General features: G+C 71.7%; 20 protein-coding genes. 12 read left to right on the top strand and 8 right to left on the bottom strand.

Annotated elements, in window-relative coordinates:
• Nucleotides 1–73: 73 nt before the first annotated feature.
• Nucleotides 74–1,540, bottom strand: a complete 1,467-nt coding sequence (locus ACIGDI_RS06600) for an arabinose isomerase (RefSeq protein WP_399891425.1) — start codon at nucleotides 1,538–1,540, stop codon at nucleotides 74–76.
• A gap of 51 nt (nucleotides 1,541–1,591) precedes the next feature.
• Nucleotides 1,592–2,893, bottom strand: a complete 1,302-nt coding sequence (locus ACIGDI_RS06605) for an MFS transporter (protein WP_399891428.1) — start codon at nucleotides 2,891–2,893, stop codon at nucleotides 1,592–1,594.
• 271 nt (nucleotides 2,894–3,164) lie between these two features.
• Here ACIGDI_RS06605 and ACIGDI_RS06610 point away from each other — a divergent pair, with 271 nt between their 5' ends.
• Nucleotides 3,165–7,115: a glycosyl hydrolase gene (locus ACIGDI_RS06610; protein WP_399891431.1), complete on the top strand. Its 3,951-nt coding sequence runs from the start codon at nucleotides 3,165–3,167 to the stop codon at nucleotides 7,113–7,115.
• On the opposite strand, the gene ACIGDI_RS06615 is transcribed toward ACIGDI_RS06610, so the two are convergent.
• Together ACIGDI_RS06615 and ACIGDI_RS06620 are read right to left on the bottom strand one after the other, a co-directional pair.
• Nucleotides 7,098–8,117, bottom strand: coding sequence for a LacI family DNA-binding transcriptional regulator (locus ACIGDI_RS06615; RefSeq protein WP_399891434.1), 1,020 nt, complete (start codon nucleotides 8,115–8,117; stop codon nucleotides 7,098–7,100). The genes ACIGDI_RS06610 and ACIGDI_RS06615 overlap by 18 nt on opposite strands.
• A gap of 114 nt (nucleotides 8,118–8,231) precedes the next feature.
• Nucleotides 8,232–10,526: an FdhF/YdeP family oxidoreductase gene (locus tag ACIGDI_RS06620; RefSeq protein WP_399891438.1), complete on the bottom strand. Its 2,295-nt coding sequence runs from the start codon at nucleotides 10,524–10,526 to the stop codon at nucleotides 8,232–8,234.
• A gap of 161 nt (nucleotides 10,527–10,687) precedes the next feature.
• Between ACIGDI_RS06620 and ACIGDI_RS06625 the strand changes: the two genes are divergently transcribed.
• Nucleotides 10,688–11,602 (top strand): LysR family transcriptional regulator, encoded by a 915-nt coding sequence (locus ACIGDI_RS06625; protein WP_399891441.1) that lies wholly within the window; start codon nucleotides 10,688–10,690, stop codon nucleotides 11,600–11,602.
• Between the two features lie 68 nt (nucleotides 11,603–11,670).
• Here ACIGDI_RS06625 and ACIGDI_RS06630 read toward each other — a convergent pair whose 3' ends face one another.
• Nucleotides 11,671–12,435 carry an alpha/beta hydrolase gene (locus ACIGDI_RS06630; protein WP_399891444.1) on the bottom strand — a complete coding sequence of 255 codons (765 nt, stop codon included), beginning with the start codon at nucleotides 12,433–12,435 and terminating at the stop codon, nucleotides 11,671–11,673.
• Between the two features lie 193 nt (nucleotides 12,436–12,628).
• Nucleotides 12,629–13,474, bottom strand: coding sequence for an SDR family oxidoreductase (locus ACIGDI_RS06635; RefSeq protein ID WP_399891447.1), 846 nt, complete (start codon nucleotides 13,472–13,474; stop codon nucleotides 12,629–12,631).
• An 80-nt stretch (nucleotides 13,475–13,554) separates the two neighbouring features.
• Between ACIGDI_RS06635 and ACIGDI_RS06640 the strand changes: the two genes are divergently transcribed.
• The 6 genes from ACIGDI_RS06640 to ACIGDI_RS06665 all read left to right on the top strand — a co-directional run bounded on the left by ACIGDI_RS06640 (nucleotide 13,555) and on the right by ACIGDI_RS06665 (nucleotide 19,021).
• Entirely contained in the window at nucleotides 13,555–14,160 is a 606-nt protein-coding gene (locus tag ACIGDI_RS06640) for a TetR/AcrR family transcriptional regulator (RefSeq protein ID WP_399891450.1), read from the top strand.
• A 100-nt stretch (nucleotides 14,161–14,260) separates the two neighbouring features.
• Nucleotides 14,261–15,346: an S-(hydroxymethyl)mycothiol dehydrogenase gene (locus ACIGDI_RS06645; RefSeq protein WP_399891453.1), complete on the top strand. Its 1,086-nt coding sequence runs from the start codon at nucleotides 14,261–14,263 to the stop codon at nucleotides 15,344–15,346.
• Entirely contained in the window at nucleotides 15,346–15,975 is a 630-nt protein-coding gene (locus ACIGDI_RS06650; protein ID WP_399891456.1) for an MBL fold metallo-hydrolase, read from the top strand. The genes ACIGDI_RS06645 and ACIGDI_RS06650 overlap by 1 nt, the downstream gene beginning before the upstream one ends.
• A gap of 226 nt (nucleotides 15,976–16,201) precedes the next feature.
• Nucleotides 16,202–16,564, top strand: coding sequence for a bifunctional 3-phenylpropionate/cinnamic acid dioxygenase ferredoxin subunit (locus ACIGDI_RS06655; protein ID WP_142149591.1), 363 nt, complete (start codon nucleotides 16,202–16,204; stop codon nucleotides 16,562–16,564).
• The gene (locus ACIGDI_RS06660; RefSeq protein ID WP_399891460.1) at nucleotides 16,561–17,721 is read left to right on the top strand and encodes an NAD(P)/FAD-dependent oxidoreductase; all 1,161 of its coding nucleotides are present in this window, start codon (nucleotides 16,561–16,563) and stop codon (nucleotides 17,719–17,721) included. The genes ACIGDI_RS06655 and ACIGDI_RS06660 overlap by 4 nt, the downstream gene beginning before the upstream one ends.
• A 160-nt stretch (nucleotides 17,722–17,881) precedes the next feature.
• On the top strand, nucleotides 17,882–19,021 hold the full coding sequence (locus ACIGDI_RS06665; protein WP_399891463.1) for an aromatic ring-hydroxylating dioxygenase subunit alpha: 1,140 nt from the start codon (nucleotides 17,882–17,884) through the stop codon (nucleotides 19,019–19,021).
• Here ACIGDI_RS06665 and ACIGDI_RS06670 read toward each other — a convergent pair.
• Nucleotides 19,009–19,755, bottom strand: a complete 747-nt coding sequence (locus ACIGDI_RS06670) for an IclR family transcriptional regulator (RefSeq protein ID WP_399891466.1) — start codon at nucleotides 19,753–19,755, stop codon at nucleotides 19,009–19,011. The two genes, ACIGDI_RS06665 and ACIGDI_RS06670, sit on opposite strands and share 13 nt — an antisense overlap.
• A 232-nt stretch (nucleotides 19,756–19,987) precedes the next feature.
• On the opposite strand from ACIGDI_RS06670, the gene ACIGDI_RS06675 reads away from it, so the two are divergent.
• The gene (locus ACIGDI_RS06675; protein ID WP_399891469.1) at nucleotides 19,988–20,440 is read left to right on the top strand and encodes an Lrp/AsnC family transcriptional regulator; all 453 of its coding nucleotides are present in this window, start codon (nucleotides 19,988–19,990) and stop codon (nucleotides 20,438–20,440) included.
• Between the two features lie 17 nt (nucleotides 20,441–20,457).
• On the opposite strand, the gene ACIGDI_RS06680 is transcribed toward ACIGDI_RS06675, so the two are convergent.
• Nucleotides 20,458–21,435: a zinc-binding alcohol dehydrogenase family protein gene (locus ACIGDI_RS06680; protein ID WP_399891474.1), complete on the bottom strand. Its 978-nt coding sequence runs from the start codon at nucleotides 21,433–21,435 to the stop codon at nucleotides 20,458–20,460.
• Between the two features lie 135 nt (nucleotides 21,436–21,570).
• Between ACIGDI_RS06680 and ACIGDI_RS06685 the strand changes: the two genes are divergently transcribed.
• The 3 genes from ACIGDI_RS06685 to ACIGDI_RS06695 all read left to right on the top strand — a co-directional run bounded on the left by ACIGDI_RS06685 (nucleotide 21,571) and on the right by ACIGDI_RS06695 (nucleotide 23,842).
• Nucleotides 21,571–21,912 carry an ArsR/SmtB family transcription factor gene (locus ACIGDI_RS06685; RefSeq protein ID WP_399891477.1) on the top strand — a complete coding sequence of 114 codons (342 nt, stop codon included), beginning with the start codon at nucleotides 21,571–21,573 and terminating at the stop codon, nucleotides 21,910–21,912.
• A 146-nt stretch (nucleotides 21,913–22,058) separates the two neighbouring features.
• Nucleotides 22,059–22,997, top strand: coding sequence for an ATP-binding cassette domain-containing protein (locus ACIGDI_RS06690; RefSeq protein WP_399891480.1), 939 nt, complete (start codon nucleotides 22,059–22,061; stop codon nucleotides 22,995–22,997).
• Nucleotides 22,994–23,842 carry an ABC transporter permease gene (locus tag ACIGDI_RS06695; RefSeq protein ID WP_399891483.1) on the top strand — a complete coding sequence of 283 codons (849 nt, stop codon included), beginning with the start codon at nucleotides 22,994–22,996 and terminating at the stop codon, nucleotides 23,840–23,842. The genes ACIGDI_RS06690 and ACIGDI_RS06695 overlap by 4 nt, the downstream gene beginning before the upstream one ends.
• Nucleotides 23,843–23,858: the final 16 nt, after the last annotated feature.

Below are 23,858 nucleotides of genomic sequence, written 5' to 3' on the forward strand. Positions count from 1 at the left end.
GCCGCGAGCGATGAGTCGGGGCCCGAAGGCGCCTGTCGGTTGGCGCCCACCGGCCGGCGCCTTCGGGTCGGCGTCACACGTGCCGGTGGTCGATATCGAGCAGGCTCGCCGCCGCGCGGAAGTCGGCGGCGTGATGGCCGACCGCCAGGGACCAGTGGTGGCCCACACCGGTGGCGCTCCACGCGTCGACCCACTCGCCCGGATCGCGGCCGAAGTCGACACGGCTGGTGGTGTTGCCGATCTCCAGCAGGGGGCCGGGGACGACCGTGCCCTCGGAGGTGACGAACGACAGGCCCCCGTCGGCGTCCTGGCCGAGGCCGAGCAGGGTCACCGGGCCGTGCTGGACGTCGAACTCCACGCTGACGCCCCAGCCGCGCTTGCCGTGGTAGACGCCGAGCCCGCGCAGCAGCGGCTCGCGTGCGCTGACGGCGAGGTGGGCGGGCCCGTCGTGCCCCATCTCCACCACGCCGTCCTCGAAGTTCAGCGCCTGGATCTCGGTGAAGGAGCCACCGGCTCCCACGCTCTGCGAAGCCAACTGCGCGACGCTGGTGCGCAGTTCGTACTCGCCCGCCGCCGGCACGCCCCGGGCGGTGAGCAGGGAGGCTCCCAGGATCATGCCGGCGCCGAGCCGCTCGTGCAGTTCGCCGTCGAGACCGCGGTGGTAGTAGGCGAGGGAGTCCAGGCCGAAGTCCTCGACCAGCCGGTCCAGCGCCACGGACACGGTCGCGCCCCATGCGAAGTCCTCGTCCACCACGCTGTCGTCGAGCGTGAACACCCGGCGGGCCAGCTCCACGCGCTCCCGGGTCTCCGCCTCGCTCACGCGCTCCACCCGATGGCGCAGGTCGTCGAACTCCAGCACCTCCACGTGCGAGCCGAACGTCGTGGGCAGCAGGGCCAGATCGGTCGACACGTCCAGCATGCCGGGATACAGGTGCCCCATCAGACCGTGCCGGGCGTGCCGGAGCGCGGCGCGGACGTGCGCGGCCCTGATCCACTGCTCGATGCGCCGCCAGGCGGACTCCTGACGCAGCCAGCCCGACACCGAACGGAAGGGGATGCGGGCACGGCGGAAGACGTTGCCGACCTCCGGTACCGAGCACTGGGCGCAGTACGCCAGCCAGGCACCCGTGTCGAAGCGGGCGTGGTCCATCCGCTCGGTCGGCTGGAGGTCGACGACCAGGACGGGAGTGTGGGAGCGGCGGGCGATCGGCAGCACCATCGACGACGTCAGATACGTCGTCAGGAACAGCACGATCAGATCGCAGTCCGTGCGCCGCAGCCGCTCGGCCGCCGCGGCGCCCTCCTCGGCGTCGGAGACGAAGCCGACGTCGGTCACCTCCGCGTCCATCCGCCTCAGCCGCTCGGCGACATAGCCGGCCGACTCCTTCAACTGCGGCAGCAGATCGGGGAACTGCGGCCAGTAGGTGCCGAGTCCGCCCGCCACCAGACCGATACGGGGGCGGCGGGCCGTCGGGGGGAGCAGATCGCGCAGTGCGGCGGCGCGGTCCTCGCTCGCGGTCGGGGTGTCGGTCGTTGCCATGGTCGGTGCTCCTTGTGAGGTCCGCGCCCCGGGTGGGGTCCGCTGCGGCGTTCAGGCCCCGGCTACGCCCAGATCCGCCGGTGCGGGCGCCGCCTGAGGGGTGCGGCGGATGAGGACACGGACGATGTACACGCCCGCGACCGCCGACGCCGCCATGCACAGGGTGATCGACCAGAGCAGCAGGGACGCGCTGTACTCCATGAGGGCCGGCGTGACGAAGGCGACGCCCGCGAAGACGCCCCGCGACAGGGCGTAGGTCAGGCCCTGGGTGGTGCCCCGGGTGTCCGGGGGCAGGGTGAGCTGCGACCACACCTTGTAACTCGCCTCGCCCGCGAAGGGGTTGGAGATCTGGTAGAGCACGAAGAAGACGAGCATGCCGGCGAGGGCGCCGGCCGTCAGCGAGGCGATGCAGAAGGCGAGGATCTGCACGAGCGTGAACACGTAGAACAGCCGGTCGCGCCAGGGGGTGTCGGCGAGGCGCACGAAGACGAAGGTCAGCACCAGCGCGATCGGCAGGAAGGCCAGGTTGATCCCGGTGGCCAGGCTCTGCGAGGCGCCGCTGACCGTGACCAGCAGATACGTGCCGAACTGGCCGAAGGTGTTGGCGCCGATGCCCCAGGTGACGTAGTAGAGGAAGGTCGCGGCCATCGGCAGCAGGGCGGCACGGTTCCACACGTTCTTCAGCGCGGTGCCGCGAGGTGCCTCCAACGCGGCGGCCTCCTGGGCCACTTCGGCGTCGGAGGGTTCGTCGGCCAGCTCCAGCCGGGAACGCAACTGCCAAGTGACCAGGGCGGCGACGGCCAGATGGCCGGTGATGCAGCGTGCCCCGGTCATGCCGGTGTCCGACAGCAGGTAGCCGAGGAAGATGACGACGACGATGCCGGCCACCCACATGACCTGTGTGAAGGACACCAGACGGGCCCGGCCGTCGGCGGGTGCGGCGTCCGAGACGACGGCGAGGGAGGTCGGCAGGTCCGCGCCGGCCGCCAGACCCGCGACGAGCACGCCGGTGAAGAGGACGATGTCGTTGGGTGCGAGGGTGATGACGACCGCGCCCAGGGCGAAGCAGAAGATGTCCCAGTTGTAGACGCGGCGGCGGCCGAACATGTCGGCGAGCCGTCCGCCGACGAGGGAGCCGACGGCGATGCAGCCGGTGACGATCGCGCTGATCGCGCCCGCCATCCACACGCCCATGTGGTAACTGTCGCGGTAGATGGCGAGGTTGACGGCGATGCTGACGATCAGGGCGGCATCGAGGTAGGAGGCCATGCCGGACAGGGCGGCGACCTTCCACAGGTGTTTGGGGATGGGTGGTTGTTCGGCGTGCGCGGGGGAGTTCGTGGCTGAGGCCATGATGCGACTCCGTCGTCTGGGGAATGGCCGAGCGGAGGGGAACGTCGCGACTCTGCGGCCGGGTGGGCCGGGGAGGCCGAGTCACAGTGACTGTAGGATCCGAAAAACGTTCCAACAAGACGTGGCGCACGTAATAGCTGCGAAAGAGGGAACCGAGCACCCACGGCGTCGTCACGCTGGTGGGTTTCCTGCCGGTGTTCTACCGTGAATCACGTATAAAACGTTTTTGATCCGTGAGAGCGTCCGAGCCGCAGCCGGAAGGACCGCATCCGTGATCTCGCCCGCCCTGCAGCAGCTGTTCGACGACCCGCCCCGGGACTTCGGTCCCACACCGCTGTGGTGGTGGTCGGGCGCGAAGGTCACGCGGGAGCGCCTCGCCTGGCAGATGCGCCGGTTCGCCGAGGGCGGCGTCCACAACCTCGTGGTCATCAACCTGGCCCCCGCCGGGCCCGGTTTCGGCGCCCCCGCCGACGACCCGCCGTGGTTCGGCGAGGAGTGGTGGGACCGCTTCACCGACGCCTGCGCCCTGGCCCGGGAGTCGGGCATGCGCCTGTGGTTCTACGACCAGATCGGCTTCTCCGGCGCCAACGTCCAGGGCGGGGTGACCCGTCTGCACCCCGAAGCGGCCGGCCTCGCGCTGCGCCGCCGACGGGCAACACTCGCCAACGGCACCGTGCCGCTGGGCGGTTCGGAGACCCTGGTGGGCGCCTACGCCGCCGACGGCCGGCGCCTGTCCGGCGACGGCGCCGGGAGGACCGCGGCCCCCAAGGGCAGCCGGGTCGAACTCGTCACCGCCGTCCCCACGGCCTTCGACTACCTCGCCCCGGACGCCGTGGCCCTGCTGATGGACGCCGTCCACCACGAGTTCGACCGCCGCGTACCCGAGTACCTGGGCAATGTCGTCGCGGGAAGCTTCCAGGACGAACTGCCCGGCACCAACTCCTGGAGCACCCGCTTCCCCAAGGAGTTCCTCGCCCGCCGAGGCTACGACCTCCTGGACCACCTCCCCGCGCTCTTCGACGCCGGCCCGCCCGGCGACCCGCGGTCCGCGAAGATCCGCGCCGACTACTACGCCGTCCGCGCCGAACTCACCGAGGAGGCCCTGTTCAGGCCGCTCGCCGCCTGGCACGAGGAGCGCGGCATGCTCCTGGGCTGCGACCAGAGCCACCCCGCCCGCTCCGGCTACCCGGCCCAGTCCACCCAGATCTACACCGACTACTTCCGCACCCACCGCTGGTTCAGCGCCGCCGGCAGCGACCACCACGGCGACTCCAAGGTGCACTCCTCCATGGCCCACCTCTACGGCCACGAACGGGTGTGGATCGAGGCGTTCCACTCCTCCGGCTGGGGCGGCACCCTGGAGGACACCTACGACTGGCTGCTGCCCTTCCTGCGCAGCGGCGCCAACCTGTACAACCCGCACGCCAGTTACTTCGGCACAGCGGGCGGCTGGTTCGAATGGGCGCCGCCCTCCACCGACTGGCGTCAGCCGTACTGGCGGCAGTACCCGGCCTTCTCCCGCGCCGTCGCCCGGATCTGCTCGATCATGTCCTGGGGCACCTACAGCGCCGACGTCGCCGTTCTGCACCCCACCGCCACGATGCAGGCCCTCATCCCCCTGGACGCACCCGTCAGGCACTTCGGCGACGGCCGCCTCGGCGAGGGCCACGCCGACGCCGACGAGACCCAGCGCCACTACCTGGAGCTGTGCGGCACGAACAACTGGCTCCGGCCCCGCACGGGCGCCCTCGACCGGCGCGGCATCTCCTTCGACGTCATCGACGACTCCTCGGTGCAGCGCGCCACCGCCGCCGAAGGTGCCCTGCGCTTGCGGGAGTTGGCGTACAGCGCGGTGCTGCTGCCCTCGGCGACGGTGCTGGAGGAGGGCACGGCACGACGGCTGACCGAACTGCTCACCGCCGGCGGCCGGGTGGTCGCCGTCGGCCGCCTCCCCGAGGCCGCTGCCGGAACGGCCGGCGACGACTCCGCCGTAGCGGCCCTGACCGCGCATCCGAGGCTCCTGCGGGCGCCGGACGCCGAGGCCGGCGCGGCGGCCGTCGCGGACGCCGCCGGTCACGCGACGGCCGACGTGCCGCTGCTCGTCCGGCGGCAGGGGGAGCAGGCGGTCGCCCTGGTGACGGCGGCCTTCCCCGACGCCCGGGCCCACCCGCCCAAGGGCGTGCACACCATCGACCCCGCGCGCTACGCCCGCACCAGGACCGTCACCGTCCGCGCCCCGGTCGCCGAGGCCGAGGTCTGGAACCCGGCGACCGGCACCCGGCACCCCGCCCGCGTCACCGTCACCGCGGACGCGTCGACCATCGAGGTGCCGCTGGACGGCGCCCCGGCCGCCCTCGTCGTGTGGCGCGAGGGCGACCCGGTGGCCCGCGGCACGGCACGACGGCGCGAGCCGGCCCGGACCGTCGACCTCTCGGCCGGCTGGCAGGGCAGTCTGGTCCCCACCCTGGACAACACCTGGGGCGACCTCGCCCTGCCCGCGGACTCCGCCGTCGACGAGCCGCAGATCTGGACCATGGATTGGACGGAGGACGACACCGGCTGGGGGCGGACGCGGGCGACCTACGGCAACCGGGTCCGCCACCTGCCCCCGGTACCCGCCGACCGGGCCCCCGACCCGCTGGATCGTGCCGCCGTCGCACGCGTACTGGCGGGAGAACTGCCGCTCGTGCCGCCTGCCGAGAAATGGGCTGTGTCGCTGTTCTCGTCGAGCCGCGGCATCCCCGATCCCGACGGTCTGCTCGGCAACAAGGGCATGGTGACGGAGGAGTTCGTGCGGGTCCCGGTGCCCGGCGCCGGAACCGTCGCTCGCGTCCGGACCGTCGTCGAGACCGGCCACCGCGGGCCCGCCGACCTCAACGTCGGCGCGGCGGCGGCCAAACGCGTCTGGTGGAACGGCGACCTGCTGGAGACCGGCAACGGCTATCTGGCCACCGCCCGCGTGCACGTCGACCAACAGCGCAACGTCCTCGAGTACGAGCTGTCCGACGCCGAGGATCGCCCGTCCCAGATCTCCGCCAAAGCCCATGCGCCGCTCGGCAGTTACTTCTGCCTCTCCCACCCGGACCGGTTCGGGCCGCGCCCTGAGTTCATGTGCCTGCCCGAGGGCGTACGGCCGGACGGCTCCGTGACCTACCGGGGGCGGTTGTCCGTCGACGGCGACGAGACGCGGGCGGTGCTGGTGGTCGGGGCCGCGGCGGGCGTCACCGTGCTGCTCGACGGGGTCGTCGTGGCCCGGCAGGAGAAGGCCGAGTACTACGAGTCCGACTGGGGCGCGGTGCCGATGTTCTTCCGGCACGAACTGACCCCGGGGGCCGGCGAGCACGTGCTGGAGGTCGTGGCGGACGGCACCCGTACCCGGGACGCGGTGTTCGTCGACCTGGTGGCCGGCGCGGCCTCACTGGTGAGCGGCGCCGGGTGGGAGGCCCGGACGGGGTCGTGGCGCGGTCGTACCGTGGAACACGGGGGCCGGTTCGGGGAGTTGCAGCACTGCCACGCGGCGGTACGGCCGCACCCGCTGCCCGACGCCGAGTGGCTCAACGGCACCCCCGTCCTCGGGTCCGCCGTTCTGCCCCTGCGCTGCACCGACGACGTCCGTGAGGCGGCACAGCGTTTCCGCTTCACCGTGCCGCCCGGCACCGTCGCGCTCGACCTGCCGCTGGCGCTGCCCGCCCGGATGAAGGTCGACGGAGGGCACGAACAGACGCTCACAGCGGGCGGGTTGACGCTGGGCCGGCCCTTGGCCGGGGCCGTCGACGTCGAGGTCGTCACCGCACCCACGGCCGTGCTGCGCGGTGGCGGCGCATGGCACGGGCCGGTACGCGTGCGTACCGTGCCCGCACCGCTGCCTCTGGGGGACTGGAGGTCGCTGGGCCTCGGCGGTTGGAGCGGCGGCATGACCTACACCCGTGACCTACAGGCACCCGCCGGAGCGGACCCGGTGCTGGATCTGGGACGGGTGCGGGGCAGCGTCGAGGTCACGGTCGACGGCGAACCCGTCGGGGAGGCGTTCTGCCCGCCGTACCGCTTCGAGCTGCGCGGCGCCGCCGGGCGCACGGTCCGGATCGAGGTGACGGTGCGCAACACCCTGGCCCCCTACCTAGCCGAAGCCACCCCGACGGCCTGGGCGTTCCCCTCCCAGCTGGCGTCGGGGCTGCTGGGGCCGGTGACGCTGACGATCCCCGGATCAGTCCCCGGACAGTGAGAGGGTGGAGTCCCGCAGGACCAGCTCCGGCGCGAACACCCTTGCCTCATGGGCGTGTTCGGCCCCCGCCTCCACCTCGTCCAGCAGCATCTCCACGGCCGCCCTGCCGAGTTCCTCCACCGGCTGGCGCACCGTGGTCAGGGTCGTCCCCACGAAACTCGCGATGTCGAGGTCGCCGTACCCGACCACTTGCACGTCCTCGGGAACCTTCACCCCCCGCTCGGCCAGCCCGCGGCACAGCCCGGCGGCGAGGAAGTCGTTGGTGCAGAACACCGCGTCGGGCAGGTCGTCCAGGCCACGGGCGATCTCCAGGCCGTACCCGACGGTCATCTCCTCGGCCACCAGCTGCCCCAGCCGTGCCTCGCGCCGGCTGCGCACGGCCTGACGGGCGCCCTGATAGCGGTCGGCGCACTGGCGTATCGACCGCTCCCCGTTGACCACGAGGACATCGCGCGCCCCGCACTCCAGCAGATGCCGGACGGCGATACGGCCACCGGCGATGTCGTCGACGGAGACGGAACAGCCGTCCTGGGCGGGCATCGCCCGGTCCGCCAGCACCAGCGGGATGCCCCGCTCGCGCAGCCGCGTCAGCCGGGTGGGATCGGCGCTGAGCGGCACCACCACGACGCCGACGGCCCGCTGCTGGGCGAGCATGGTGAAGTAGCCCTGCTCCCGCTCCGGGGCGTCCCCGCTGTGGCAGAGCACCAGGGAGTAGCCGTGGTCGTAGGCGGCGTCCGCGGCTCCCCTCGCGATGCGCGCGTAGAAGGAGTTGGTGACGTCCGGCAGGACCAGGCCGATCGAGGACGAGTGGCCCGTGCGCAGGCCGGCCGCGCCGGGGTGGGGGACGTAGTCGAGCGCCGCGACAGCGTCGCGGACCCGCTCCGCGGTGCGGGCGTTGACGCGCTCGGGGCGGTTGAGGACGTTCGACACCGTCGACACCGAGACCCCGGCGGCGGCCGCGACGTCCTGGATACGGGCGGGGCGAACCGGAATGGCGTCCACCCCCTCGCTGTGACAGCCGCGCGAGCAGGCACGACGTGGTCCTTGTAGGCGACGCAATTCTACCCCGGACGGGGTTGCAACGTTTTGAGCGAGACAGCGAGACCCGAGGAGGTCCTAGCCGGCCGTGCCCGCCCGCTCCAGCCGTACGATCACGCTCTTCGAGGTCGGGGTGTTGCTGATGTCGGCGACGCTGTCGAGCGGCACCAGGACGTTGGTCTCCGGATAGTAGGCGGCGGCCGAGCCCGGGGGAGTGGGGTAGGCGACGACGCGGAAGGCGTCGGCGCGGCGTTCCGAGCCGTCGGTCCAGACGCCGACCAGGTCGACGAGGTCGCCGTCCGCGAGGCCGAGACCGGTGAGGTCGGCCTCGTTGACGAGGACGACGCGTCGGCCGCCCTTGATGCCGCGGTAGCGGTCGTCCATGGCGTAGGGGACGGTGTTCCACTGGTCGTGCGAGCGCAGGGTCTGCAGCACGAGGTGGCCCTCGGGGGCCCGGAGCATGGTGAAGTCGTTGGCGGTGAACACGGCCCTGCCGCCGGGGGTGCGGAAGACACGGGAGTTGACGGGGTTGGGCAGGCGGAAGCCGCCGGGGCGCCGTACCCGCTCGTTGAAGTCCTCGAAGCCGTCGACGACCCGCGCGATGCGGTCCCGGACCAGGTCGTAGTCGGCCTCGAAGTCCGCCCAGGGGATGGCCGGTTCGGCGCCGAGGACCTTGCGGGCGAGGCGGGTGATGATGGAGACCTCGCTGAGCAGGTGCGGGGAGGCGGGGGCGAGGCGGCCGCGGGTGGCGTGGACCTCGCTCATGGAGTCCTCGACCGTCATGAACTGCTCGCCGCCCGCCTGGACGTCGCGGTCGCTGCGGCCGAGCGTCGGCAGGATCAGCGCGGTGCGCCCGAACACCGCGTGGGAGCGGTTGAGCTTGGTCGAGATGTGCGCCGTCAGACGGCAGTTGCGCAGAGCGCGCTCGGTGACGTCGCTGTCGGGCGTGGCCCGGACGAAGTTGCCCGCGACACCGACGAAGACCTTGGCCCGTCCGTCACGCATGGCCCGGATGGAATTGACGGAGTCCAGTCCGTGCGCGGTCGGCGGCGTGAAGGCGAACTCGCGTCCCAGCCGGTCCAGGAACGGCCGCGGCATCCGCTCCCAGATGCCCATCGTGCGGTCGCCCTGCACGTTGCTGTGCCCGCGCACCGGGCACACGCCCGCGCCGGGGCGGCCGATGTTGCCGCGCAGCAGAAGGAAGTTGACGATCTCCCGGATGGTGGGCACGCCGTGCTTGTGCTGGGTCAGGCCCATCGCCCAGCAGACGATGACACCGCGGCTGGCCAGGACCTGTTCGTGCACCTGCTCGATCTCGTCGCGGGTGAGCCCGGTGGCGTCGAGGACCGCGTCCCAGGACGTGCGCCGGATGTGCTCGGCGAAGGCGTCGTAGCCCGTGGTGTGCGCCTCGATGAACTCCCGGTCCAGGACGGTGCCCGGTTCCTTGTCCTCCGCCTCCAGCAGCAGCAGGTTCAGCGCCTGGAACAGGGCCAGGTCGCCGCCGGGCCGTATCTGCAGGAACTGGTCGGCGATCTGGGTGCCGCGGCCGAGGACGCCGCGGGCCTTCTGCGGGTGCTTGAAGCGCAGCAGCCCGGCCTCGGGCAGCGGGTTGACGGCCACGACCCGGCCGCCGCGGCGCTTGGTCTCCTCCAGCGCGGAGAGCATGCGGGGGTGGTTGGTGCCGGGGTTCTGGCCGACGACGAAGACGAGGTCGGCGTCGTAGAGGTCGTCGAGGCTCACGCTGCCCTTGCCGATGCCGAGGGTCTCGCCGAGGGCCGAGCCGCTGGACTCGTGGCACATGTTGGAGCAGTCCGGCAGGTTGTTGGTGCCGAAGGCGCGCGCGAACAGCTGCAGCAGGAAGGCGGGTTCGTTGGCCAGCCGCCCGGAGGTGTAGAACAGCGCCTCGTCGGGATGGTCCAGGGCGCGCAGTTCACCGGCGAGGAGGTCCAACGCCTCGTCCCAGCCGATGGGTTGGTAGTGGGTTTCGCCCTCGCGCAGCACCATCGGCTCGGTCAGCCGGCCCTGCTGGTTGAGCCAGTGGTCGGACCTGCGGCTCAGCTCGTCGACCGAGTGCTCGCGGAAGAACTCCGGGGTCACCCGCCGGGTGGTGGCCTCGTCGCTGATGTGCTTGGCGCCGTTCTCGCAGTACTCGTTGCGGTGCCGCTGCCCGGGGGCGGGCTCGGGCCAGGCGCAGCCCGGGCAGTCGAAGCCCTTGGTCTGGTTGATGTGGAGCAGTGTCAGGGCGGTGCGCCTGGGGGAGGTCTGGCCCAGGGCGTACTTCAGGGCGTGGGCGACCGCGGGGGCGCCGGTGGCCCAGGTCTTGGGAGCCGTGACGGACAGCCCGTCCCCGTCCGGTTCGTCGAAGTCCCGCATCGGGCCGCACGCCCCTCTCTGCCGATGTGCGTCCCCACTGTTCGGGCAGGCGTCGGGCCAGGTCAAAGCGGAAGTTCCGATCGTCTGAGAGGCCACGCCGATCACCGCTGCGTGTGCCCACGACCGGTGCCGGCGGGCCGGATGCGGGGGATCATGGGAGGGTGCTGCTGCGTCAACTCGAGTACCTCGTCGCCCTCGCCCGTGCCCGCCACTTCGCGAAGGCGGCGCAGGCCTGCTTCGTCTCCCAGCCGACCCTGTCCGAGGGCATCCGCAAACTGGAGGACGAGCTCGGCATCCCGCTGGTCCGGCGGGGGCGCAGGTTCGACGGGTTCACGCCGGAGGGCGAGCGGGTCGTGGTGTGGGCGCGGCGCATCCTCGCCGACCGGGACGCGATGCAGGACGAGATCCAGGCGCTGCGCGCGGGCCTGACCGGCAGGCTGCGCATCGGTACCGTTCCTACGGCGGCCACGGCGGTGGCGCTGCTGACCCAGCCGTTCTGCGCCGCCAATCCGCTGGCGACCGTGCAGGTCTTCGCCGACCTGCAGTCCGTGGACATCGTGAGCAGGCTCGGCACGTACGAGCTCGACGCCGCCGTGACCTACCACAGCACCGTCGCCGAACACGGCTTCAAGTTCGTCCCGCTGTACCGGGAGCGCTACGTCCTCCTCATCCGGCGCACCGCCCCCGACACGGGCCCGGCGGAGATCTCCTGGCAGGACGCGGCCCAGTACCCCCTGTGTCTGCTCCACCCCGGCATGCAGGGCCGCCAGGTGCTGGAGGCGGCCTTCGAGGCGGTCGGCGTCTCGGTGACCCCCCGGGTGGAGACCGACTCGATCGCCTCCCTCTTCGCGCAGGTCAGGGCGGGCCAGTGGGCGAGCATCGTGCCGCATGCCTGGCTGCACGTCTTCGGCGTCCCCCCGGGCATGCACGCCGTACCGCTGGTCCGCCCGGTCCGTACGGAACGCATCGGCCTGGTCCTCCCCGCACGCGAGCCGGTCTCCGTGATGGGCCAGGCCCTGATCGACGTCGCGGAGCGAGCGGGAATCGCCACGGTGCTGGAACAACTGCCCGACTAGAGCCGGCGACGGACGTCGGCGAGGGATGCCGGTGCCCGACCGGTGGCCGGGCGCCGGCATCCGCCGGGTCAGGCCGGGACCGTCACCGTCCGGACCAGGTGGCGGGCGAAGAAGCGGACCGCGCTGTCGGCCTCGAACCTGGGCAGGTCCTTGTGGCGGCCCGCGTTGACGTGCAGCGACTTCTCCTTGGAGGCGAAGGCGTCGAACAGGGCGAGAGCGGCCTCCCGCGGGATGTGCTCGTCGTCCCACTGCATGGCGAACTCGACCGGGATCGTGATCCGCTTCGCCACCTCGGCCAGTGCGTCGGGCCAGTGGAGGCCGAAGACGGCGGCGGTGATCCTGGGCTCGGCCGCCGTCAGAGGCACCCCGATCGCTGTGCCCATGTTCAGGCCGTAGTAGCCCACCGGTCCCGCGGTCCCGATCTCGGGGAGTTCCTGGAGGGCGTCCAGAGTCGCCCGCCATTCCGGTACGGCGCGCTCGGCCAGGTCGGCGTTGTAGCGGACGACGATCGGGCCGACGGGCTCGCCCGCGGCCATCGCCCGGTGCATGACGGCGATCTCCTGCTCGTCGTAAGCCGTCCGCGGCCGGTCGCCGTGACCGGGCGCGTCGATGCAGGCGACGTGGAGACCGGCGCCGGACACGAGTCGGTGCGCCCGGCCCGTCATCGCGGGCCACCTCTTGTGGGTGCCACCGCCGTGGCCCATCAGTACGAGGGGCGCGCGGTCGGCGCCGGACGTGGGCGACCAGAGGACACCGGGGACGTCGCCCACGGTGAAGTCGCGTTCGAGGACGCCCTCGGACGTCTTCTCGGCAGTGAAGAAGGAAGAGTTCATGGCGTGCGCCTTTCGGGAGTGCCTGGTGATCGCGGCGCTCCCGGCGACGGCTACGTCAGTCGCCCGACCGTGACGGGAGGGGGAGCACCCACATGAATACAGCGTTCACGGGTCTCACCTCCTCGCTCGGTCTCACGGCTGTCGCACGCTATCAAGCGCACGCCGTCACCCCAACTCCTTTTCCGCTCGGGTCCTATCGGAAGGCCGCCAGGTTGCGGGCGATCCAGGCGGCGAACGGCCTCGCCGGACGGCGCAGCACATGCCGCACATCGGCGGCGACCGTCTGCTCGGCCGGCAGCGGCAGGCCGAGGATGTCCAGGGTGCCGTCGACGACCTCCTCGGGCATGAACCGCGCGAGGTGCGCATGTGCCTCCTCACGGGACAGCTCCACGAAGGCGATGTCCTCGGCCAGTGCCTCGGCGATCACCGCGGCCTGCCGACGCGGACTGATCGCCTCCGGTCCGGTGAGTTCGTACGTCCGTCCCGCGTGCCCGTCCTCCCGCAGCACCGCCGCCGCGACCTCCGCGATGTCGGCCGGGTCGACGACGGGCAGAGCCACCTCGCCGAACGGTGCGAACACCGTCCGCCGGGCCCGCACCGACTCCGCCCAGGCGAAGGCGTTGGAGGCGAAGCCGGCCGGGCGCAGAACCGTGAAGTCCGCTCCGCAGGCGCGTACGGCGTCCTCGAACTCGCGCAGGCGCGTGTGCGAAGGAGCGTGCGGGCGGGTCGAGTTGATCTGCGAGGACAGCAGGACGACCCGCTTGACACCGGCGGCCACGACCTCGTCCAGCAGGCTCCCCGGGCTCTCGCCGCGGCTGTTGAGCTCCCCGCCGAGCACGACGAAGAGCGCGTCGGCGCCGTCGAGGACCGGCCGCAGGCTCGCGGCGTCCGCCAGGTCGGCCCGAGCGTGCCGGACGCCGGCCGGGAGGTCCGCGGGCCGCGGCCGCCGCGAGACGGCCACGACTTCCTCGTCCGCTCCGGCCAGCAACGGCACCAGCTCTCGTCCCACGTTGCCGGTCGCACCTGTCACCACGATCATCGACTTCCCCCTTGTTAGTTAGTTGACTGACTTGGAACGACCTTAGCAGCGGAACACGGCCGCTGCCTATAGTTGGTTGGGTGACTGACTCAGTGGCGCCCCGGGTGGCGCGCGCGGCCGACAAGCGGCGTCGTCTGAAGGCCGCGGCGGCCGAGGTGCTGCATGAGCGGGGCGTCGAGCGGACCACGCTGGCCGACATCGCGCGCGTGGCCGGCGTACCGGTCGGGAACGTCTACTACTACTTCAAGACCAAGGACGAGCTGGTCCAGGCCGCGCTGTCCGAACACCGCTCCCGGCTGGACGAACTCACCGCGGCCCTGGAGGAGTCGGCCGACCCGCTCGACCGGCTCAAGGGCCTGATCGCGGCCTGGGTCGACGGGCGTGACACCGCCGCCCGCCGCGGATGCCCCACCGGAACGCTGGCCGTCGAGCTCGACAAACGCGAGGAGGGCACCCTCGACGCGGAGGCGGCCGCGGTCATACGGCGACTCCTCGACTGGGCCTCCGAGCAGTTCCGTGCCGCGGGGGTCCCCGACCCCGACGGTCATGCCCTCACCCTCGTCTCCGCCTACCAGGGCATGTCGCTGCTGGCCAACGCCCTGCGCGACCCCGAGGTCATGAGCCGCGAGGGCGCCCGCCTCCTCGGCTGGATCGACTCCCTCAAGGCCGACCGGCCGACTCCTTGACCCTCGCGCACCACTGCGGTGATGCTGTGTTGCGACACGTGAGATGCGTGCCGTAATGAGCAACATCGGGATCAGGTCTCGTACCAGCCGAGGAGTGGCCATGACTCATCAGGTCCGTGCTGTCGTCGCGCGCGCGAAGGGCGCCCCCGTCAGCCTGGAAACGATCCTCGTGCCCGATCCCGGTCCGGGTGAGGCGCTGGTCAAGATCGAGGCCTGCGGGGTCTGCCACACCGACCTGCACTACCGCGAGGGCGGCATCAGCGACGACTTCCCCTTCCTGCTGGGGCACGAGGCGGCCGGTGTCGTGGAGTCGGTGGGGGAGGGTGTCACCGACGTCGCGCCCGGTGACTTCGTGATCCTCAACTGGCGTGCCGTGTGCGGCCAGTGCCGGGCCTGCCTGCGCGGGCGCCCCTGGTACTGCTTCAACACCCACAACGCGAAGCAGAAGATGACGCTGACCGACGGCACCGAGCTGTCCCCGGCGCTGGGCATCGGGGCGTTCGCGGAGAAGACGCTGGTCGCCGCCGGGCAGTGCACCAAGGTCGACCGGGAGGCGTCGGCGGCGGCCGCGGGCCTGCTGGGCTGCGGCGTGATGGCCGGCATCGGTGCGGCGATCAACACCGGCAACGTCGGCCGTGGTGACACCGTCGCCGTCATCGGCTGCGGCGGCGTCGGCGACGCGGCCGTCGTCGGTTCCCGGCTGGCCGGCGCGGCGAGGATCATCGCCGTGGACATCGACGACCGGAAGCTGGAGACCGCCAAGAGGCTGGGCGCCACCCACACGGTCAACTCCAAGGAGAACGACGCCGTCGAGGCGATCCGTGAGCTGACCGGCGGCTTCGGGGCCGACGTCGTCATCGAGGCGGTCGGCCGCCCGGAGACGTACAAGCAGGCCTTCTACGCCCGTGACCTCGCCGGAACCGTCGTCCTGGTCGGCGTACCCACCCCGGAGATGAAGCTGGAGCTGCCGCTGCTGGACGTCTTCGGCCGCGGCGGGGCGCTGAAGTCCAGCTGGTACGGCGACTGCCTGCCCTCCCGTGACTTCCCCATGCTCATCGACCTCTACCGGCAGGGCAGGCTCGACCTGGATGCCTTCGTCACCGAGACGATCGCCCTGGACGAGGTGGAGAAGGCGTTCGAGCGGATGCACGGCGGTGACGTGCTGCGCTCGGTGGTGGTGCTGTGATGGCCGCCCGCATCGAACATCTCGTCACCTCGGGGACGTTCTCGCTGGACGGCGGTACCTGGGAGGTCGACAACAACGTGTGGCTCGTCGGTGACGATCACGAGGTCGTCGTCATCGACGCAGCGCACGACGCCGACGCCATCGCCGCGGCGGTGGGCGGGCGGCGGGTGCGGGCGATCGTGTGCACCCACGCCCACAACGACCACATCGACGCCGCGCCCGAACTCGCCGACCGCACCGGCGCCCCCGTCCTCCTCCACCCGGACGACCTGCCGCTGTGGAAGCAGACGCACCCCGACCGCGCGCCCGACGCCGAACTCGCCGACGGGCAGGTGCTGGCGGTCGCGGGCGTCGAGATGACGGTGCTGCACACGCCCGGACACGCTCCCGGCGCGGTCTGTCTCCATGTACCCGCCCTGTCGGCGCTCTTCAGCGGTGACACCCTCTTCGCCGGCGGGCCCGGCGCCACGGGGCGCTCGTACTCCCACTTCCCGACCATCGTGGAGTCCATCCGCGAGCGGCTGCTGACGCTGCCCGCCGACACGGTCGTCCACACCGGGCACGGGGAGACGACCACCATCGGCGCCGAGGCGCCCCATCTCCGGGAGTGGATCGACCGCGGCTTCTGACCGCCGTCCCCTCCGCCTCGCCCACGCCCGCCGTTCCGTCCGGCCCACGCCGGACGGAACGGCGGGCTGCCGCTTTTCGCGTCTCGTATCGCGCGCAGTGTTGCAGATGAAGCAACCCGGAGTTACGGGTTGTCGCGGCGTCGGAACTCCTTGACAAGCATTCTGGGCGACCTCAGACTGATGTTGCGCTTACCGCAATCCGTTTCGCTATACGCACCGAGGTGTCATGATGATTCCCGCGTGCCGTCTCGCGGATCTCCCGCGAGGCGAGGCCTTCCGGCTCGACATCGACCCGCCCGTCTCGGTGTTCCACACCGACGACGGCGAGGTCTTCGCCATCGACGACACCTGCACCCACCAGGACGCCTCGCTCGCCGACGGCTGGCTGGAGGGCTGCGAGGTCGAATGCCCGCTGCACGCCTCGAAGTTCGACCTGCGCACCGGTGCCGTCGACGCGCCCCCGGCCAGGCTGCCGGTCCGCACGCACGAGGTCGTCGTCGAGGACGGCATGGTCTACGTGCGGGTGTCCACCGACGCCCCCAACCTGCCGCCGTGCGTGGCCTCCCGGCTCGCCGGAGGTCCCGCGTGAGGACCGTCGCCGTGGTGGGCGCGTCGCTGGCGGGTCTGTCGGCGGCGCGCTCACTGCGCAGGCAGGGTTACGACGGACGGCTCGTCGTCATCGGTGACGAGACCCACCGCCCGTACGACAGGCCGCCGCTGTCCAAGGAGTTCCTGGCCGGCACTCTCGGCGAGGCGGACCTGGGGCTGGAGGCCGAAGGCGAGGACCTGGCCGCCGAGTGGCTGCTCGGCACCCGCGCCACCGGGCTGGACCGTACGTCCCGTGCCCTGCGTCTCGCCGACGGGCGGGAGGTGCGCGCCGACGGCGTCGTCATCGCCACCGGCGCCGCCGCCCGCACCCTGCCGGGCTCCGCGGGTCTGGCGGGCGTGCACACCTTGCGCACGCTCGACGACGCCCGCGCCCTGCGGGACGAACTGGCCCGCGGTGGACGCCTGGTGGTGATCGGTGGCGGGTTCGTCGGCGCCGAGGTCGCCTCCACCGCGTACGTCCTCGGCCTGGACGTCACGGTAGTCGAGGCGGCCCCCACCCCCCTCGCCGGACCCCTCGGCGAGACCATGGGCGCCGTCGTCTCCGGCCTCCACGCCGACCACGGTGTACGGCTGCTGTGCGGCGTGGGCGTCAAGGGCCTGAGCGGCGAAGAACGCGTCGACGCCGTGCTGTTGGAAGACGGCCGCAGCGTGCCGGCCGACATCGTCGTCGTGGGCGTGGGTGCCCGTCCGTGCGTCGAGTGGCTGGAGGGCTCCGGCGTCGCTCTCGACAACGGCGTGAAGTGCGGCGCGGACGGGCGCACCAGCCTCGCCGGCGTGGTCGCGGTCGGCGACTGCGCCAACTGGTACGACCCGCGCGCGGGCGCCCATCGCCGCGTCGAGCACTGGACCGGCGCGCGAGAACGCCCCGACGCCGCCGTGGCCGCGCTGCTGGCGGGCGGCGCCGTGGAACCGGGCGTGCCCAGGCCGCCGTACTTCTGGTCCGACCAGTACGGCGTGAAGATCCAGTTCGCCGGTCACGCGGCCGGCGCCGACAGTGTGACCGTCGAGGCGGGCGCCGTGGACGATCGCGACGTCCTAGCCGTCTACCGGCGTGCCGGAGAGCCGGTCGCCGTGCTCGGAATGAACCAGCCCCGGCTGTTCACGCGGTGGCGCAAGCAGCTCGCCGCCATGTCTTGACACCGCCGCCGCGGCATCCCATGCTGCGGACTCAGCGGTTGCGTACAGCACGCGCAGTTGCGTAATGAACAACAGAAGCGCGTATCGCCCCAACGCCGTCCGGAGTCGCTCTTCCCGGCGCGTGAATGACCCCTCCACGACGTTCCCCGAGGAGTGCACCGTGACCTCGACCAGCCTGCCGGACAGCCTGATCGCCACCCTGCCCGGCTCCTCCTACACGGATCCGGCGGTCTTCGCCCAGGAGCAGGAGCGCATATTCGAGACGATGTGGTTCTGCGTGGCGCGCGCCTCCGAACTGGCCGCGCCCGGCGCCTTCCGCACCGTCGACGTGGGCCGCGAGTCCATCCTCGTCACCCGCGCCCGGGACCACTCGATCCGCGCCTACTTCAACGTCTGCCGGCACCGCGGGGCCAAGCTGTGCACCGAGGAGTCCGGCGAGGTCAAGCGCGCCTTCCAGTGCCCCTACCACGCCTGGACGTACGGCCTGGACGGCAAGCTCGTCGCCGCGCCCAACCTCACCAAGATGCCCGACGTCGGCCGGACCGAGTACGGCCTGGCGAGCGTCGCCGTGCGCGAGTGGCTGGGCTACGTCTGGGTCTGCCTCGCGGAGAACCCGCCCTCCTTCGAGGAGGACGTCATCGGTGCGGTCGTCGAGCGGCTGGGCGACGTCGAGTCGATCGAGCACTACGACATCGACAACCTCTCCGTCGGCAAGCGCATCACCTACGACGTGAAGGCCAACTGGAAGCTCATCATCGAGAACTTCATGGAGTGCTACCACTGCGCCACCATCCACCCCGAACTCACCGAGGTGCTCCCGGAGTTCGCGGACGGCTACGCCGCGCAGTACTACGTCGGCCACGGTGCCGAGTTCGGCGAGGAGGTCCGGGGTTTCACCGTCGACGGCAGCGAGGGCCTCGACCGCATCCCGGGCGTCGGCGACGAGCAGGACCGCCGCTACTACGCGATCACCGTCAAGCCGCAGGTGTTCATCAACCTCGTCCCCGACCACGTGATCTTCCACCGCATGTACCCGGTGTCGGTCGACCGCACGATCGTCGAGTGCGACTGGCTCTATCTGCCGCACGTCGTCGATAGCGGCAAGGACGTCACCCGGTCCGTGGAGCTCTTCCACCGCGTCAACCAGCAGGACTTCGACGCCTGCGAGCGCACACAGCCCGGAATGAGCTCGCGGATGTACGCCAAGGGCGGCGTACTGGTGCCCAGCGAGCACCACATCGGCGCCTTCCACGACTGGGTGAACGAACGGCTCAGCGGCGGGCTTCCTCAGCCCAGGTAGCCCATCCGGTGGCTGATCTCCTCCGCGCCCTTGATCAGCACCGGGGCCAGCTCGCGCATGCGCTCCTCGGTGAAGCGGTACGAGGGCCCGGAGGCGGTGACCGCCGCGATGACCTTCCCGTCCCGGTCGAGGACCGGGGCGGCCATGGCGTGCAGACCGATCTCCAACTCCTCCAGGGTCCAGGCGTATCCGGCCTCCCGCGCCTCGGCGAGGTGCTTCTCCAGCTTCGCCTTCGAGGTGATGGTGTGCGGGGTGACCTTCTTCAGGCCCCCCTCGGCCAGCAGCGTGGCGCGCTCCTTGGCGGGCAGGTGCGCCAGCAGGATCTTGCCGCTCGACGTGGCGTGCAACGGCGTGAGCTGGCCGACCCAGTTGTGCGCGGTGACCGCCGCGGGGCCGCGCACCTGGTAGAGGTTGATGGCGTAATGCTCCTGCAGCACCGCGATGTTGACGGTCTCGCCGATCTCCTCGGCGAGACGCTCGCAGACCGGGCGGCCCTGCTGGGTGATGTCGATGCGGCCGGTGACCGCGCCCGCCAGCCGTACGATGCCGAAGCCGAGCCGGTACTTCCCCCGCTCACCCGCCTGTTCCACCAGACCGCGTGCCTCCAGGGCGCCGAGGAGGCGGAACGCGGTGGACTTGTGAACATCGATCTCGGCGGCCACTTCACTGACGCCGGCCTCGCCGCGTTGGGCCAGGATCTCCAGGACGCTGATGGCACGGTCGACCGACTGCACTCCGCCGGCCTGTGAATTTGACGTTTCGGTGTCTGTGCTGTGGTTGCTCACAGCGAAACTATACGCGTAGTACGGCACAAGTTGTTACCTGTCGGTACCGTCGGTTCCGCTGCGGATCAGGGTCTGCCGGCCGTTCTCCTCACCGCCGGTGCCGCTGTCGAGCGGGACGGGCGCGGCCCTCGGTCGCACATGTTTTCCCTCGAAGCCCCGGTGACCGGCGAGAATCTTCTCCATGGATGCCCTGGACCGGAAAATTCTCACCGAGCTGCAGATGGACGGCCGCCTCACCGTCACCGACCTCGCGGCGCGCGTGCGGCTGAGCGTCTCGCCCTGCCACCGCCGCCTGCGCGATCTGGAACGTGAGGGCGCGATCCGCGGCTACCGCGCGGTCGTCGACCCGGCCGCGGTCGGGCTCACCTTCGAGGCGCTCGTCTTCGTCACGCTGCGCTGGGAGGACCAGGGAACCGTCACCGCCTTCGAAGAAGCGGTGACCGCCATCCCTCATGTCCTGCAGGCCCAGCGCCTCTTCGGTGAACCCGACTACCTCCTGCGGGTCGCGACCACCGACCTCACCGCCTATCAGCGGCTCTACGACGAGCGGCTCGTCCGCCTGCCGGGCGTCCAGCGCCTGACGTCCACCCTCGTCATGAAGCATGTCGTCGACGACCGCCCGCTGCCCGAGTAGCGGGCCGGGGCGCGCCCTCAGTCCCGCGCTCGCAGCAGCAGCTTGCCCGTGGAGGTGCGCCCGCCCATCAGCCGGTGCGCCTCGGCCGCTTCCGTCAGCGGGAACTCCGCGGTGACCGGAAGGCTCACGGTGCCGTCGGTCGCCTTGCGGAGGGCGCGCTCGGTCAGCGAGCGCAGCGCTTCGGGTGCCGTCTGAGCGAGGCCCAGGATGGAGAAGCCCGCGACGGCACGGCCGTAGGGGTACAGCTCGGGCTGTCCCACCTGCCACGGCTCGGCCCCGCTCGCGTTGCCGAAGGACACCAGGCGTCCGAAGACGGCGAGCGCGTCCAGACCCCGGCGCAGGGTGTCGCCGCCCACGGGGTCGAGCACCAGGTCGACGCCCCTGCCGCCGGTGGCGCGGCGGACGTCCTCGGCGAAGGTGTCGGCGAGGAACACCTCGTCGTAGCCGTGCTTGAGGGCGTGGTCGGCCTTGCCCGGCGAGGAGACCACGCCGTAGACCGCGCCGGCGCCGGCCGCCCGCGCCAGCTGTCCGGTCGCCGTGCCGACACCGCCGGCCGCGCCGTGCACCAGCACGCTCTCCCCGGCGCGCAGCCGCCCCACCTCGTGCAGCAGGGCGTGCGCCGTCGGCAGCACGGTGGGCAGCGTCGCCGCGGTCCGCGGGTCCAGACCCTCGGGGAGCGGGAAGACGGTGGCGGCCTCGGCGAGCACGACCTCCGCGTACGCGCCGCTGTCGACGAGGGCGACGACGTCCTGACCGGCACGCAGTCCCTCGACGTCCGCACCCACGGCCCGGACCCGTCCGGAGACCTCCAGGCCCGGGCGGAAGGGCAGCGACTGCACGCGGTAGCCCTCGGCGCGTGCCTTCAGGTCCGCGAAGTTGACGCCGACGAACGCGGTGTCGATGGTCACCTGCCCCGCCCGCGGCTCGGGGGCGTCGGCCTCGACGACCCTCAGCACCTCGGGGCCGCCGTACTCCTGGAACTCCACTGCGCGCATGGGCCGTACCCGCCTCTCCGGGAAGTGTTCAATGGAAAGCGAACACTGGGACTGTAAGATACGGATCGAACACTCGGCAAGCGGCGGCGCGCGCCTCGGGGCGAACCGGCGAGGGCGCGGGACGGGAAGAGGGGCATGTCGAAGCAGGCTGCGGGCGGCAGTCACCGGGCAGCGCCCGTGCACACGGATCCCGCGGACGTGTCCGTGCTGACCGCGCTGTCCGCGGTGGCCGACCCCGTGCGGCTGCAGATCGTCCGCGACCTCGCGGGCTCCGCGGAATGGACCCGAAGCTGCGGAAGCTTCGACGTTCCCGTCGGCAAGGCGGCACTCAGCCACCACTTCTCCGTCCTGCGCGGCGCCGGCCTGGTCGAACAGCGCGACGAAGGGCCGCGGCGGGTCAACCGGCTGCGCCGCGAGGAGTTCGACGCGCGCTTCCCCGGACTGCTCGACCTCGTGCTGCGCGCCGACACGGACTGATCCGGCCCCCGCCCCGGCTCCGTGTAGTACCCGGGTACCACGCCACGACCGCAGATCGACCCGCGGTACCACCGAAACGGACCGATCGCTTCCTAGCGTGGGTGGTGCGGCGTCCGACGGCGCCGCGGACCGAGGGAGAGGCGCGGATGATCGAGGCACAGCAGCTCACCAAACGCTACGGGGAGAAGACGGCCGTCGACGGCCTGGACTTCGTCGTGAAACCGGGCACCGTCACCGGCTTCCTGGGGCCCAACGGCGCCGGCAAGTCCACCACCATGCGCATGATCGTCGGTCTCGACGCCCCGACCGCCGGGTCCGTGACGGTCAACGGCCGCCCCTACGCCCGGCACCGCGCACCGCTGCAGGAGGTGGGGGCGCTGCTGGAGGCCAAGTCGATCCACCCGGGGCGCTCGGCCTACAACCACCTCAGGTCGCTCGCGCTCACCCACGACATCCCGCGCCGCCGCGTCGACGAGGTCATCGACCTCGCCGGCCTCGGCAGCGTGGCCCGCAAGCGGGCCGGCGCCTTCTCCCTCGGCATGGGACAGCGGCTCGGCATCGCGGCCGCGCTCCTCGGCGACCCGCAGACGGTGATGCTGGACGAACCCGTCAACGGCCTGGACCCCGAAGGCGTGCTCTGGATCCGCAACCTGCTGACCACCCTCGCCGAGGAGGGCCGCACGGTCTTCGTCTCCTCACACCTGATGAGCGAGATGGCACTCGTCGCCGACCACCTGATCGTCGTCGGCCGGGGGCGGCTGCTGGCCGACACCACCGTGCGGGACCTGGTCCGCCAGGCCGGTGGCGACACCGTGACGGTCAAGACCCAGGACCCGGCACGGCTGCGCGAGGCGCTGGCCGGACCCGGCGTCGACATCACCGGACACGTCGGCTCCGAAGAACTCCAGATCACCGGGATCACCGCCCGCGAGATCGGCCTGAAGGCGGCCGAGCACGGCATCGCCCTGTTCGAACTCAGCCCCCGCACGATGTCGCTGGAGCAGGCCTTCATGGACCTGACCAGGGACGCGGTGGAGTACCACGGCACCACGACCACCGCAGAGACCCCCGGGAGGGCGGCATGAGCACCGTCACCGCGACCACCGACACCACCGGAACACCGCCCGCCACCACCTCCCGGCCCGCCTACCGGGTCACCACCAGGGGAGTGCTGCGCTCGGAGTGGGCCAAACTGTGGTCCCTGCGCTCGACCTGGATCACGCTCGGCCTCGGCCTGCTCTTCCTGGTCGCGTTCGGGCTCATCGCCGCCACCCGCTACAAGTCGGGCTACGCGTCCGGCACCCTGAACAGGGACTTCGCCAGCTCCACGGGCCTGGAACTGTCCCTGTTCGGCACGAACTTCGCCCAACTGGCCCTGGGCGTCCTCGGCGTGCTGATCACCGCCGGCGAGTACTCCACCGGCATGATCCGCTCGACCCTGGCAGCCGTGCCGCGCCGCCTGCCCGTCCTGTGGTCCAAGGCGGCCCTGTACGGCGTGGTCGTGCTCGTCGTCGGCACCGCCGGCGCGTTCGTCGCCTTCCAGATCGGCAGCGGCATCCTCTCCGGCACACCGGCCGCCATGAGCCTGTCGCACGCCGGAGTCGTCCGCAGCCTCTTCGGCGCCGGGCTCTACCTCGGCCTGGTCGGAGTGATCGGCGCGGCCCTCGGCATGCTGCTGCGCTCGGTCGCCGGCGGGATCTCCGTACTGGTCGCCACCCTCATGCTGATCCCCGGCCTGGTGACGCTGCTGCCCAGCTCCTGGCAGAACGACATCAGCCCCTACCTGCCCGGCAACGCGGGTCAGGCGATGTACGCCCTCACGCACGACTCCACCACCCTCTCGCCCGGCGCCGGACTGTGGGTCTTCCTCGGCTGGACGGCCCTCGCGCTGGTGGGCGCGGCGTACCGGCTGGTGCGCACCGACGTCTGACCACCTGCACCATGGA

Source organism: Streptomyces sp. NPDC085900 (assembly GCF_044540925.1).
Taxonomy (GTDB): domain Bacteria; phylum Actinomycetota; class Actinomycetes; order Streptomycetales; family Streptomycetaceae; genus Streptomyces; species Streptomyces gilvifuscus.